Here is a 12,899-nt window from a genome sequence, read left to right on the forward strand (position 1 = left end):
GACGTCGAGACCAAGCAGGCGATGCGTCCCCGTGACGCCATGGCGTCGGCCGGTAAGACCCTGGTCGAGCTGTTCGGTCTGGCCCGCGAGCTCAATATCGACGCCGAGGGCATCGACATGGGCCCGTCTCCGGTGGATGCCGCCCTTGCCGCCGATCTGGTGATGCCGATCGAGGAGCTGGAGCTCACGGTCCGTTCATACAACTGCCTCAAGCGTGAGGGCGTCCACTCCGTGGGTGAGCTCGTCGCCCGTTCCGAGGCCGACCTCCTGGACATCCGCAACTTCGGTGCGAAGTCCATCGACGAGGTCAAGGCGAAGCTGGCCGGCATGGGCCTGGGCCTCAAGGACAGCCCGCCCGGATTCGACCCGACCGCCGCCGCCGACGCCTTCGGCGCCGAGGACGCGGACGCGGGTTTCGAGGAGACCGAGCAGTACTGAACGCTGCGCCGCGTCGGCCATAAAGGCACTTGGCGTACCGGGGCAGGAGAACCTCGACGCTTTCTCCTGCCCGCCGGGCGGCCTCGGCCAGGTCCCCACGCACAGCCAGGCAGGTCGCGGTTGTCGGCCGTGCCCACGATCCCCACTCCGTGCAGCGAGAGCACAGCCGCCCCATCACCGCCGAGTCCAAAGTGACCTGGGCAGTCTTCACATCAGAGGCACGAAGCTGCCCGCATGCTCTGGCAACGTGCAGCCTGGCGTTCTTACCCTTGACCGAGTGCACCGTGATCGGCGTGCCTTCGAACGGCCCGAGCGGCACCTCGGCCAACAGGGAGAAGACCATTGTTCCGGTCGGCGCCGGCTCGCCACCGACATCGAAATACCGGCCCGATCGCCCCAATCCCTACCGAGCGCGCGTCCGCTGGTTCGATCCGGCTACGAAGCGGCGTCTGTCCCTGTCGGAGGGAAAGGCGGACGAGGACGAGGCACAGGAATGGCTCCAGGACATCATCGAAGCCGGGCTGGCCCCGTCGCTCGCCACCATGAAACTCGCCGAATACGGCGACGCGAACATGGATCTCGCCCTGCGCGGGATGGAGCTGAAGACCCTCGACCCGTCGTCGCGGGATGGCGGATGCGCGTGGTCCCCGCCCTGGGCCACCTCGCCGTACGGATGATCACCAACGGCGTCGTCGACCGCACCGTGCAGAACTGGATCGCCGACGAGCACAGCCGTTCGACGGTGAAGAACACCATCGCTGTCCTGGTCCGCGTCATGGAGCAGGCAGTCCGTGACGGAATCATCAAGGTCAACCCCGCCCGGGTGACCGGCTGGCAGAAGCTCTACAAGCAGGCCGAGGACGAACTCCTCGACCCACGTGCGCTGGCCCTGCCGGACTGGGAGACCCTCGCCGCACTGGCCGACGCGCTCGTGGCCGCTTCCCACGACCAGTACCGCGGCTGGGGCGACGTGGTCATCTTCGCCGCCTGCACCGCCGCCAGAATCGGTGAGGTCTCAGGCTGCCGCGTCGGAGACATCGACACCACCCAGTGGATCTGGACCGCGCGGCGTCAGACCACACCCGCACCCGGCGGCCTGACCGACAAGGGCACCAAGTGCAAGCGGGCCCGCAAGGTTCCCATCGTCGAGGAGATCCGCCCCCTCGTCGCCCAGCGTATCCGGTCCGCCGGTCCCAATCCCGATGCCCGCCTGTTCACCGGTCGCGCGGCGGACGCATCTCCACCGCCGTCCTGCGCGACGCCACCCACTGGGACGACGTGGTCGCCAAGCTCGGCTACGAGCACCTGCTCCGCCATGACCTCCGGCACACCGGACTGACCTGGTTCGCCGACGCCGGAGTCCAAATACACGTCCTCCGCAGGATCGCCGGCCACGGGTCACTGACTACCACCCAGCGCTACCTGCACCCGGACGTACACAAGATCACGGCCGCCGGGGCGGCGCTCTCCGCACACTTCAGTGTGCTGCGCGCGCCACGCTCGCTGCCGAGCCCGATCGTCGTGACCCGCTGACCTCGGTCAAGTACACCGGTCCCCAACTGGTCCCCAAAAATGGTCAAGGGCCGGTTTCGGATGCCTCCAAAACCGGCCCTGACCTGCGACTGTCTCCAGTCGGGACGACAGGATTTGAACCTGCGACCCCTTGACCCCCAGTCAAGTGCGCTACCAAGCTGCGCCACGTCCCGATGCCCGTCTGACCTGGGGTTTCCCCTGGCTGGACGCGCACGGAAACAATACCGCACTCACGCCGGTGGTCGCGCACCCGTTTCGCGCGGGCCGGACGGCCGAACGGAGTGTTCGAGCGGTACCGGGGTGCTGCCCGGCGACCGGGACACCGGGCCGTCGACCCGTACGAGGTCCCGGATCGCGGGCACCGAGAGCAGGGCCACGCAGACGACGAGGGACATGACGCCGGCCACGAGCAGGACGTTGTCGGCGCCGAGGGCCGCGGCGGCGGGCCCCGCGAGCGCCTGACCGACGGGCATCATCGCGAGGGAGCCCGCGACGTCGTAGGCGTGGATGCGGTTGAGGACGTCGGGGGCGACCTGCGTCTGCACACTCGTCGCCCACATCACGCCCCAGAGCGAGATGCCCGCTCCGGCGATCACGGCGCACCCGGAGATGGCCGCCACACCGAACCCCGCCCCCACGGACGCGGGAAAGCAGGCGAAGGCCAGGAGGGCGAAGGATCCGGCGCGCAGCATGCGGCGCGGACGCAGGCGCAGCGCGACGAGTCCGCCGACGACCGTGCCCGCGCCGAGGGCGGAGTTGATCAGGCCGTAGGCGCGCGGGCCGTGTGCCCGGACCACCTCGGTCGCCACCAGGGGGACGGTCGGGCCCCAGACGGAGATCATGTAGACACACCAGATGACGATGACGCCCCACAGCCACGTGCGGGATCGGAACTCCCGCCAGCCTTCGGCGAGATCGGCCCTGAAGCCGGCGCTGTGGGAGCGGCTTCCGGGGGCGGCCGGGGGCAGGCGGAGCAGGAGCAGGCACAGGGCGCTCAGCGCGTAGGTGCCGGCGTGGGCCACGAAGACCCCTCCGGCGGAGGCGAACGCGACCAGCAGCCCCGCGAGGGCGGGGCCGGCGAGCTGGGCGGCGGACTCGGCGATCCGGATGGCGCCGTTGGCTGCCTGGATGTCGGCGGCCAGGCGCGGCACGGTGCTGGCGACGCCGGGCTGGAAGACGGCGCCGGCCGCGCCGTTGACCGCGCCGATCACGCAGACCTGCCAGAGGACGACGTGGCCGGTGAAGAAGAGGGCGGCGGCGACCGACTGGGCCACGAGCCGTACGAGGTCGGCGCCGATCATCAGTCTGCGGGTGCTGAACCGGTCGGCGATCACTCCGCCGAACACGACCAGGGCGGCGAAGGGTGCGGCGGAGGCGGCCATGGCCAGTCCGACGGCGCCGACTCCGTACCCGTACCGGAGCAGTCCCGCGGCGAGCGCCACCGGCAGCATGGCCTCCCCGAGCCGGGCGAGGGCCCGCGCGACGAAGAACAGGGCGAAGTCCCGTGACCAGACCGACCGGCTCCGCCGTTCGTCGAGCGGACCGCCGCGGTCGCGGCCCGAGCCCGGCCTCTCGCACGGCACCCCGTCCTGCGGCTCCTGGCCCGATGACGTCATGGTCATCCCGTTCGCGCCCCTCCCCCTGCCCCGGCGGCTCCCCCACGAAGCCGCCCGTCCCACGCCTCGTTCCGCTTCGGGATCGTGTCCCTCCCCGGATCACTCCCGATGCGGATCATGCCACGGGGCAGCGGCGGCCCAGGGGCCGTTTCAGTCGGCGGACGGCAGGCCCAACTCGGGGTGGGTGTCGATGAGTCGGGGCGGGGCCGCCTGGCGCCAGGAGTCGGCGAGGATGGCGCGGAGTTCGTCGTCGTCCTCCAGGGCGGCGAGGCGGGCGCGGACCCAGGCGAAGCCGGCCTCGTGGTCGGCGATCCAGAACTTCTCCGGCTCGGCCAGGACCAGTTCGTCGCGCTCCTCCTTCGGACAGCGCACGGCGATGGAGGTCTCCGCCTCGGGCAGCGTGGCGAACATCTTTCCCGCGACCCGGAAGGTGGGCATGCTCCAGGCGACCTTCTCCGTCGTGTCCGGCAGGGAAAGGGCGATTCGGCGAACGTCTTCTGCATCCGACATGAGACGCACCGTAGCCAATGCCACTGACATCGACGCGGCGGAGGAAGCGGCGAAGCACGACGTCAGGTGCTGTCGGCGTGCGCTCCGGGCCGCTTGTAGAAGATCGTCGTCGGGCGCAGTTCGCCCGACGGTGCCGCCGCGTAGTCCGGTATCGCCCCGATCCGGGTCCAGCCCGCCGACAGGTACAGCGACTCGGCGGGGCTGCCGGTCTCGGTGTCCAGATGGAGGAGGGTGATTCCGGCGGTGGCCGCCGCCGTCTCCGCGGTGGCGAGGAGGGTACGGCCCACACCCTGGCTGCGGCCGTCGCGGTGGACCATCAGCTTGACGAGTTCGGCGCGGTGGCGGCTGTTGGGCTTGTCCGGGAAGGCGAGGGCGACGGTGCCGAGCAGCCGGCCGTCGGCGCGGGCCACCCAGACCGCGTGACGGCCGGCCGAGACCGCGTCCGCGCGCTCGCGCCACCAGGCGACGGCCGCCGCGTGGCCGAGCGGGGCGAGGAATCCGATCGAGGCGCCGCCGTCCACGGTGTCGGTGAGCAGACCTGCCAACTCGTCGGCTGCGGAGCGGAGTTCGGCCGGGCTCAGGCGCGTGACGGTGATCACGGCAGCACCACCGCCAGCGCGTACCGCACGTCCGTGGGGCCGGGGCAGCGGAAGCGCGTCGGCCCCCACACCCGCAGGCGGAGGCAGTCACCGGAGTCGAGGCGGTGCTCGACGTCCCGCGCGGTCACGTCGAGCCTTCCGTCGAGGACCCAGACGTGCTGCTCGAGGCCGGGCACGGGAGGCCTGTCGTACGCGATGTCGGCGCCGGCCATGAGCCGTCCCTCGACCAGTTCGCCGCGCAGTCCGGCGTGCGGCGGCGACACCGATCGCCGGACGAATCCGGAGGCCCGGTCCGTCCAGACCGTCTGGTCGGCGGCGCGGACCAGGAGCGCGGATTCCCGTTCGACCTCGCTGAGCAGGTGCGACATCGTCCGCCCGTACACATGGCAGAGACGGTTGAGGAGGGAGGCCGTGGGGCTGATCTCGGCACGCTCCGCACGGGAGAGGGTCGATCTGCTGATCCCGCTGCGCTCCGCCAACTCGCCCAGGGTCCAGCCCCGTTCGGCCCTCAGCTCGGCCAGGCGCGCCCCGAGCCGGACGTCGACCTCACCATCACCCTCGATTCCCATATCCGGGACGCTATCCCATATTCGGGAGACGCGGGAAGGCGGGCGATGGATCACTGGGACCGGCGGACTCGACGGGCCGCTCGACGGGATCGCCGGGCCACGCGACGGGATCGACGGGCTCAGTCGTCCGTGGCCGCCCGCGTCAGAGCCTCCAGGACGGGCCGGATCAACGGATGATCCTCGGCGCCCCGGCGCACGGCGGCGAAGACGCGGCGGGTGGGGGCGACACCGTCCACGGGGCGCACGACCACACCCGTGAGGTCCATGCCCCGCAGCGCCGAACGCGGCACGAGAGCGACGCCCGCGTCGGCGGAGGCGAGGGCGACGACGGCGCGGAAGTCGTCCGAGGAATGTTCGAGGCGCGGCTGGAATCCGGCGTTCTCGCAGGCCAGGACGACCACGTCGTGGCAGGGGTTGCCGGGGTACGGGCCGATCCAGGGGTCCTTGGCCAGCTCGGCGAGCGGCACCTCCGCTGAGTCGGCCAGGCGGTGGGTCACCGGCACGACCGCGTCGAAGGGCTCGGCGTAGAGGGGGACGTGGGTCAGGCGCGGATCGTCCGCGTCCGGGGCGCCGCGGTACTCGACGGCCACCGCGATGTCGACCTGCCGGTCGAGGACCATCGGCAGGCTGGCGTCGCCCTCGGCGTCCTGGACGCGGACGAGGATGCCGGGCGAGGTGACGGCGAGGCGGGCCAGGGCGGGGGCCACGACCAGGCCGATGCCGGTGGCGAAGGAGGCCACGGTGACCGTACCGGCGGAGCCCGCGCTGTACGCGGCCAACTCGGCCTCCGCGCGCTCCAGCTGGGCCAGGACGGCGTTGGTGTGGCCGAGCAGGATCTCGCCGGCGGGTGTGAGCCGTACGCCCTTGGCGCCGCGCTCGACGAGCCGGTGGCCCGTCTCCTGCTCCAGGGCGGTGAGCTGCTGCGAGACCGCCGAGGGCGTGAGATACAGCGCGGCGGCAGCCGCCGTCACCGTGCGGTGGTCGGCCACCGCACGGAGGATGTGGAGCCGCCGCGCTTCGATCATGCGACCGATTCTCTCAGGTCACACGCCTTTTCCGGCCATCGGACCGGTGTGCGCCCCCGGCACGGGGGCGCGTCCGCCCTCAGGCGTCGAGCTCGGCCCGCGCCGCCACGAAGGCGTCCACGGCCCGGTTCACGTCCTCGGTGGAGTGCCCCGCGGAGAGCTGCACCCGGATACGGGCCTTGCCCTGCGGGACGACCGGGTACGAGAAGCCGATCACGTACACGCCACGCTCCAGGAGCAGCTCCGCCATCCGGCCGGCGACGGACGCGTCACCGATCATGACGGGGGCGATCGCGTGGTCGCCGGGGAGGATGTCGAAGCCCTCCGCGGTCATCCGGGAGCGGAACAGCGCGGTGTTCTCCCGGAGCCGCACGCGCAGGTCGTCGGCGGACTCCAGCAGGTCGAGGACCTTCAGGGAGGCCGCGGCGATCACCGGGGCGAGCGTGTTCGAGAAGAGGTACGGGCGGGAGCGCTGGCGCAGCAGGGCGACGATCTCGGCGCGGGCGGCGACGTAGCCGCCGGAGGCGCCGCCGAGGGCCTTGCCCAGGGTGCCGGTGATGATGTCGACGCGGTCCATGACCCCGTGCAGCTCGGGGGTGCCCCGGCCGCCGGGACCGACGAAGCCCACGGCGTGCGAGTCGTCGACCATGACCATCGCGTCGTAACGGTCGGCGAGGTCGCAGATCTCCTGGAGCGGGGCGACGTAGCCGTCCATCGAGAAGACGCCGTCCGTGACGATCAGCCGGCGGCGCGCGCCGGAGGCCTCCTTGAGCTGGGCCTCCAGGTCGGCCATGTCGCGGTTGGCGTACCGGAAGCGGCGCGCCTTGGACAGCCGGATGCCGTCGATGATCGAGGCGTGGTTGAGGGCGTCGGAGATGACCGCGTCCTCGGCACCGAGGAGGGTCTCGAAGACACCGCCGTTGGCGTCGAAGCAGGAGGAGTAGAGGATCGTGTCCTCCTGGCCGAGGAACGCGGACAGCCGCGCCTCCAGCTCCTTGTGCACCTCCTGCGTACCGCAGATGAAGCGCACGGAGGCCATGCCGTAGCCCCAGCGGTCGAGCGCCGCGTGGGCGGCGGCGACGACCTCGGGGTGGTCGGCGAGGCCGAGGTAGTTGTTCGCGCAGAAGTTGAGGACCTCACCGGGGCGGCCGCCCGCGGTGACGTTCACGGTCGCGGACTGCGGGGTGCCGATGACCCGCTCGGGCTTGTGCAGCCCGGCGGCGCGGATCTCGTCGAGGGTGGTGCGCAGGTCGTCACGGACGGAGTCGAACATCATCAGTTCCTTAGAGTCCTCAGAGAGTCCAGTCGAGAATGACCTTGCCGCCGCGGCCGCCTGCCGCGTCGTCGAACGCCGCCTCGTAGTCCCGGAATCCGTAACGGCCGGTGATCACGGGCGTGAGGTCGAGGCCGCTCTCCAGGAGGACGGACATCGCGTACCAGGTCTCGAACATCTCGCGGCCGTAGATGCCCTTGATCGTGATCATGGAGGTGACGATCCGGGCCCAGTCGACCGGGAACTCCGCGGACGGCAGACCCAGCATGGCGATCCGTCCGCCGTGGGTCATGTTGGCGATCATCTCGCGCATGGCCTCGGGGCGGCCGGACATCTCCAGGCCGATGTCGAAGCCCTCACGCAGGCCGAGGGTCCGCTGCCCGTCGGCGATCGTCGAGCCCGAGACGTTCAGGGCGAGGCTGACACCGATCTTGCGGGCCAGTTCCAGGCGCTCCTCGCTGACGTCGGTGATGACGACGTTGCGGGCGCCCGCGTGGCGGGCCACGGCGGCGGCCATCAGGCCGATCGGTCCGGCGCCGGTGATCAGGACGTCCTCGCCGACCAGCGGGAAGGACAGCGCGGTGTGCACGGCGTTGCCGAACGGGTCGAAGATCGCGGCGACGTCGAGGTCGACCGGGACGCGGTGCACCCACACGTTGGAGGCGGGCAGCACGACGTACTCGGCGAACGCGCCGTCACGGCCGACGCCGAGGCCGACGGTGGCACGGCAGAGGTGGCGGCGTCCGGCGAGACAGTTGCGGCACCTGCCGCAGACCAGGTGGCCCTCGCCGCTCACGCGGTCGCCGACGTTGATGTCGCTGACGTCGCGGCCGGTCTCGACGACCTCGCCGACGAACTCGTGGCCGAGCACGAGGGGCGTCGTGATGGTCTGCTGCGCCCAGCCGTCCCAGTTGCGGATGTGCAGGTCGGTGCCGCAGATCCCGGTCCTGAGAACCTTGATCAGTACGTCACCGGGGCCGGCCTGCGGCTCCGGGACGTCCGTGAGCCAGAGTCCGGGCTCCGCCTTCTCCTTGACCAGCGCCTTCACTCGTACGGCTCCTGTGCGTGAGGTCCCGGGACAGGGCGTGCCGAAGCGGCCCGCACCGGGGAGAGGGGTGTATTCACCCAGGAATCTGCCGTACGACGGTGCCCTGGGTCCATCGAGGATTTCTTAAGCGCGGCCCCAGCTTTCCTTCACGCCCGCGTTCTCCCGGCCCGTCCGGGGCCGGTCGTCGGGCCGCCGGAGCGGCGCGGGGCGAGGAGGCGAAGTGGGGGACGGTGGCGTCAGGCACGGCTACGTGGACATGCGGCACCCCCGTTCCACGGGGGTTCGTCACGGACATCAGGGATGAGTCCCGGCATACGTCACAGGATGGGTCCCGGGCGGCCGACAGGGCCGGAGCCGCGCCCCGGCGCGTCGCCGGATCCCGTGAACCACTTCCCGTGATCCTCTTCCCTGCGTCAGATCCCGTGATCCTCTTCCCGTCGTTCGAGCTGCCCGGTCAGCTCGGCCGCCATCGCCTTGATGGTCTCCAGGCCCGTCCTTCCCCAGGGGCGCGGCTCGACGTCCACGACACAGATCGTGCCGAGGGCGATGCCGCTGCGGTCGAGGAGCGGGGCACCGAGGTAGGAGCGGACGCCGAACTCGTCGACGACCGGATTTCCGGCGAAGCGCGGATAGTCGCAGACGTCCTCCAGGACGAGTGCCTTGCGTCGCACCACGACATGAGGGCAGAAGCCGTGGTCCCGGGCCATGTAGCGGCCCAGTTCGAGCTCGCTGCCGTCCAGGGCGACCGGGAGCCTGCCGCCCCGGGCTCCGCCGTCCGGGGTGTGCAGACCCGCGAAGAACTGCTGCTGCTCGTCGATGAAGTTGACCATCGAGAACGGCGCGGCGGCGACCTGCGCGAGGCGGTCCGCGAAGGCGTCGAGGGTGGGCTCGGAGCGCTCCCCGAGACCCAGCCGGCGCAGCCTCCGTACCCGGGCGGGGGCGTCCTTGTCGTGCGGCGTCAGCAGCAGACGACCGCCCGGCCCCGTCGAGTCGTACCTCATGTACGGGCTCCATGGCTCGGAATGTGGGCGGGCGCGTGGGCGAGGAGGTGCCGGACCAGGGTGAGCAGGGTCTGCACGCCCGAGCTGGAGATGCGGGCGTCGCAGCACACGACGGGGATCCCGGGGTCGAGGTCGATGGCCGCGCGCACCTCGGATGGGTCGTAGCGGTACGAGCCGTCGAACTCGTTGACCGCGACGATGAACGCGAGACCGCGCTGTTCGAAGAAGTCGACGGCGGCGAAGCAGTCCTCCAGGCGCCGGGTGTCGGCGAGGACGACCGCGCCGAGCGCGCCGTCGGAGAGCTCGTCCCACATGAACCAGAACCGCTCCTGCCCGGGTGTGCCGAACAGATAGAGCACATGGTCCTGATCCAGGGTTATGCGGCCGAAGTCCATCGCGACGGTCGTCTCGACCTTGTTCTCGATCCCGTCGAGCCGGTCGGTCGAGGCGCTGACCGTGGTCAGCAGTTCCTCCGTACTGAGCGGCGCGATCTCGCTCACCGCGCCGACGAACGTCGTCTTGCCGACCCCGAACCCTCCCGCCACCAGGATCTTGAGCGCGGTGGGGAAGGGGTCAGAGCTGTCGTCGTAGTCCATCGAGCACTGCCTCCAGAAGGGACCGGTCAGTGGGGTTGTGGTGGAACTGAGGGGGCTTGGTGGTCAGCGCCCCGCAGTCGACGAGGTCCGACAGCAGCACTTTGGTGACCCCCGCCGGCAGCTTCAGATGGGCGGCGACCTCCGCGACCGAGACCGGTGCCCGGCAGCGTTCGAGCGCCTGGCTGTGCTCGGGGCCGAGGTAGCCGAGGGGGGTGGCTCCGGTGGCCATGACCTGGGAGAGGAGGTCGAGCGCGGTGCTCGGCCGGGTCCGGCCGTCGCTGACGGTGTAGGGGCGCACGAGGCGTCCCGCCGCGTCATCGAGCCAGGGCCCGTCGCCGGCCGCGGCCGCGTTCAAGACCTCATCGCCGACGGTTCGACGGCGTGCTGCCGGGGCGCGGTGACCAGATAGGGGCGGACGCTCTTGACCAGCATCGCCATCTCGTAGCCTAGGACGGCCGCGTCGGCCTCCCGGCCCGCGAGCACGGCGAGACAGGTTCCGGAGCCCGCCGTGGAGACGAACAGCAGGGTCGAGTCGAGTTCGACCACGACCTGGCGCACCTCGCCGCCGTCCCCGAAACGCACGCCCGCGCTGCGTCCGAGGGCGTAGAGGCCACAGGCGAGGGCCGCCATGTGGTCGGCGCTGTCCGGGTCGAGGCCGTGGACCGACTTCACGAGCCCGTCGCTGGAGAGCAGTACCGCGCTCGTGGTGTGGGGTACGCGCTGGACAAGGCCGCTCATCAGCCAGTCGAGGTCGGACACGTGGCCGGTGGGCGCATCGCTCGCCATGGGGGATCGACTCCTTGAGGTACGAAGGTCTGCGGGAGCGGTGGGGGTGGCTGCTGGGGTGGTCATCCGGCCGGTGCGCTCCCGTCGTGCCGGGTGGTGGTGGGGTCGTGGCCGGACGCGAGGTCGTGGGCTCCCTGCGGTGCCGGTGCGTGCGTCGCGCGCGCCACGCCCCGGCGGGCCGGCGGTGTGCCGTCCGCCAGGGGTACGTCCAGGGGGTCGCGGTCGTCGGGGGACCTGCCCGCGGGCAGGTCCCCTCGGGCCCGGACGGCGCTGTCGTCGCGCTGGGCCTCCGAGCGCGTCCGGTCGGGGAAGGAGGCCGGTGCGACCGGCCGGGCCGCGGCGGAGGGGACCCGGGAGGCCTCCGGCCGCTGCCCGTCCGCCGGCTCCGCGTGGGCGGCCTCCGCGAGTCCGATCCCGCGTTGGAAGGCCGCCATGAGCCCCGGGTCGTGCCCGACGTGGTGCCCGGTGTCCGGGCGGGGCGCCTGTCCTTCGCGCAGTTGCGGAACGAGGTGCTCCTGGGCGCGCCGCTTGGGGAGACCGGGCTTGCCCATGGTGCCGCGGACGACACCGGCGCGCGGGGTGGGCGGGAGGGCCGCGTTCTCGGCGGCGGTGAGGCGGTCCTCGGGGCGGATGCCGGGCAGGGCTTCGGCGGGGTTGGGCCGTTCGGCACGGGCGCCGCGCACCGGGAGCGCTCTGGCACCGCGCGCCCCGGCCGGCGCGTCCGCGCCCCGCTCCGGTGTCCGTTCCCGTCGTACGGGCTCGGCCACGGCCTCCCGCGAGAGCTCGCGCGGCGACTGCCGGGGCACCACGGGAGCCGCCGGGCCGCCGGGAAGCGCCGGGAGCCGCCCGGACGGCGAGTGGGCGGGCCCGGGTCCGAGGGCCGGCCGGTGCCCGCCGTTCGTCCCGTCCGGCGGCGCCTGGGTCAGGCCCGTGTCCTCGACGGCGTCCGGCGCCGAGCCCAACAGGCCCTGCGGGACCACGAGGACGGCCTGGACACCGCCGTAGATGTTGCTCTGGAGCCGTACGTGGATGCCGTGCCGGCGGGCGAGCTGCGAGACGACGAACAGGCCGATGCGCCCGTCCTGGAGCAGCCCGGCGACATTGACCTGGTCGGGGTCGGCGAGCAGGGCGTTCATCCTGTCCTGCTCGGCGGCCTGCATGCCGAGGCCGCGGTCCTCGACCTCGATGGCCAGCCCCGAGGTGACGAGGTCGACCCGCAGCAGCACCTGGGTGTGCGGGGCGGAGAACACGGTGGCGTTCTCGACGAGTTCGGCGAGCAGGTGGATGACGTCGGCGACGGCGTGGCCTCGCAGGGTGCCGTCGATCGGGGGCACGAGCTTGACCCGCGAGTACTGCTCGACCTCGGCGATCGCGGAGCGCAGCACCTCGGTCATGGAGACGGGGTTGCTCCACTGACGGCGTGAGACGGCGCCGCCGAGCACGGCCAGGTTCTCGGCGTGGCGTCGGATGCGGGTGGCCAGGTGGTCGACGTGGAAGAGCCCCTTGAGGAGCTCCGGGTCCTCGATCTCGTTCTCCAGCTCGTCGAGGATGGAGATCTCGCGGTGCACGAGGGACTGCAGGCGCCGGGCCAGATTGACGAAGACCTCGACCTTCTGGTCGCTGCCCGCCCTGCTGGAGAGCTGCGCGGCCTGCACGACGGCCGCGACGGCGCCGTCGTGGGCGCGCGAGAGGTCGGCGGCGAGCAGCTCGAAGTCGTCGGCGTCCGCGGGCGGGCGGCGGCGCTTCCTGCGCGCGGGCGGGTCCTCGCCGCGGCGCAGCCCCTCCACGACGGCGCGCAGGTCGGATTCGGTGCGGGCGCTCGTGCGGCGCAGGGCTCCTATGCGTTCCCGTACGGACGTGGCGGCGCGGTCGGCGGCCACGGCGGCGATCAGGATGCCGGCCAGG

General features: G+C 71.9%; 16 protein-coding genes and 1 tRNA gene. 4 read left to right on the plus strand and 13 right to left on the minus strand.

Annotation, left to right across the window (positions count from 1 at the left end; genetic code table 11):
- From ACWEBX_RS33605 to ACWEBX_RS33620, 4 genes are all read left to right on the plus strand, one after another.
- A partial coding sequence (locus ACWEBX_RS33605; protein ID WP_451888550.1) for a DNA-directed RNA polymerase subunit alpha C-terminal domain-containing protein occupies window positions 1–438 on the plus strand: 438 nt, incomplete at its 5' end.
- Between the two features lie 269 nt (window positions 439–707).
- Window positions 708–1,115: a hypothetical protein gene (locus tag ACWEBX_RS33610; RefSeq protein WP_451888551.1), complete on the plus strand. Its 408-nt coding sequence runs from the start codon at window positions 708–710 to the stop codon at window positions 1,113–1,115.
- The gene (locus ACWEBX_RS33615; protein WP_451888552.1) at window positions 1,073–1,777 is read left to right on the plus strand and encodes an integrase; all 705 of its coding nucleotides are present in this window, start codon (window positions 1,073–1,075) and stop codon (window positions 1,775–1,777) included. The genes ACWEBX_RS33610 and ACWEBX_RS33615 overlap by 43 nt, the downstream gene beginning before the upstream one ends.
- Window positions 1,717–1,971: a tyrosine-type recombinase/integrase gene (locus ACWEBX_RS33620; protein WP_451888553.1), complete on the plus strand. Its 255-nt coding sequence runs from the start codon at window positions 1,717–1,719 to the stop codon at window positions 1,969–1,971. Before ACWEBX_RS33615 ends, ACWEBX_RS33620 begins: the two co-directional genes overlap by 61 nt.
- Before the next feature lie 99 nt (window positions 1,972–2,070).
- Here ACWEBX_RS33620 and ACWEBX_RS33625 read toward each other — a convergent pair.
- From ACWEBX_RS33625 to ACWEBX_RS33685, 13 genes are all read right to left on the minus strand, one after another.
- Window positions 2,071–2,144, minus strand: a tRNA-Pro gene (locus ACWEBX_RS33625).
- 57 nt (window positions 2,145–2,201) lie between these two features.
- A complete protein-coding gene (locus tag ACWEBX_RS33630; RefSeq protein WP_451888554.1) occupies window positions 2,202–3,593 on the minus strand; it encodes an MFS transporter in 1,392 nt (463 codons plus the stop codon).
- 144 nt (window positions 3,594–3,737) lie between these two features.
- Window positions 3,738–4,097 carry an MmcQ/YjbR family DNA-binding protein gene (locus ACWEBX_RS33635; protein WP_451888555.1) on the minus strand — a complete coding sequence of 120 codons (360 nt, stop codon included), beginning with the start codon at window positions 4,095–4,097 and terminating at the stop codon, window positions 3,738–3,740.
- 62 nt (window positions 4,098–4,159) lie between these two features.
- Window positions 4,160–4,693, minus strand: coding sequence for an N-acetyltransferase family protein (locus tag ACWEBX_RS33640; RefSeq protein ID WP_451888562.1), 534 nt, complete (start codon window positions 4,691–4,693; stop codon window positions 4,160–4,162).
- The gene (locus tag ACWEBX_RS33645; RefSeq protein WP_451888556.1) at window positions 4,693–5,265 is read right to left on the minus strand and encodes a helix-turn-helix domain-containing protein; all 573 of its coding nucleotides are present in this window, start codon (window positions 5,263–5,265) and stop codon (window positions 4,693–4,695) included. Before ACWEBX_RS33645 ends, ACWEBX_RS33640 begins: the two co-directional genes overlap by 1 nt.
- 119 nt (window positions 5,266–5,384) lie before the next feature.
- The gene (locus ACWEBX_RS33650; protein WP_386987203.1) at window positions 5,385–6,290 is read right to left on the minus strand and encodes a LysR family transcriptional regulator; all 906 of its coding nucleotides are present in this window, start codon (window positions 6,288–6,290) and stop codon (window positions 5,385–5,387) included.
- Between the two features lie 79 nt (window positions 6,291–6,369).
- Window positions 6,370–7,563 (minus strand): glycine C-acetyltransferase, encoded by a 1,194-nt coding sequence (locus tag ACWEBX_RS33655; RefSeq protein ID WP_451888563.1) that lies wholly within the window; start codon window positions 7,561–7,563, stop codon window positions 6,370–6,372.
- 19 nt (window positions 7,564–7,582) lie between these two features.
- The gene (tdh, locus tag ACWEBX_RS33660; RefSeq protein WP_451888557.1) at window positions 7,583–8,611 is read right to left on the minus strand and encodes an L-threonine 3-dehydrogenase; all 1,029 of its coding nucleotides are present in this window, start codon (window positions 8,609–8,611) and stop codon (window positions 7,583–7,585) included.
- 413 nt (window positions 8,612–9,024) lie between these two features.
- Window positions 9,025–9,612, minus strand: coding sequence for a GAF domain-containing protein (locus ACWEBX_RS33665; protein WP_451888558.1), 588 nt, complete (start codon window positions 9,610–9,612; stop codon window positions 9,025–9,027).
- Window positions 9,609–10,208 carry a GTP-binding protein gene (locus tag ACWEBX_RS33670; protein WP_451888559.1) on the minus strand — a complete coding sequence of 200 codons (600 nt, stop codon included), beginning with the start codon at window positions 10,206–10,208 and terminating at the stop codon, window positions 9,609–9,611. Before ACWEBX_RS33670 ends, ACWEBX_RS33665 begins: the two co-directional genes overlap by 4 nt.
- The gene (locus ACWEBX_RS33675) at window positions 10,186–10,563 is read right to left on the minus strand and encodes a DUF742 domain-containing protein (protein WP_451888560.1); all 378 of its coding nucleotides are present in this window, start codon (window positions 10,561–10,563) and stop codon (window positions 10,186–10,188) included. Before ACWEBX_RS33675 ends, ACWEBX_RS33670 begins: the two co-directional genes overlap by 23 nt.
- On the minus strand, window positions 10,560–10,994 hold the full coding sequence (locus ACWEBX_RS33680) for a roadblock/LC7 domain-containing protein (protein WP_328445767.1): 435 nt from the start codon (window positions 10,992–10,994) through the stop codon (window positions 10,560–10,562). The genes ACWEBX_RS33675 and ACWEBX_RS33680 overlap by 4 nt, the downstream gene beginning before the upstream one ends.
- Before the next feature lie 62 nt (window positions 10,995–11,056).
- On the minus strand, window positions 11,057–12,899 hold a 1,843-nt coding region (locus ACWEBX_RS33685), incomplete at its 5' end, for an ATP-binding protein (protein ID WP_451888561.1).

The sequence above is a fragment of the Streptomyces sp. NPDC005070 genome (assembly GCF_053600395.1).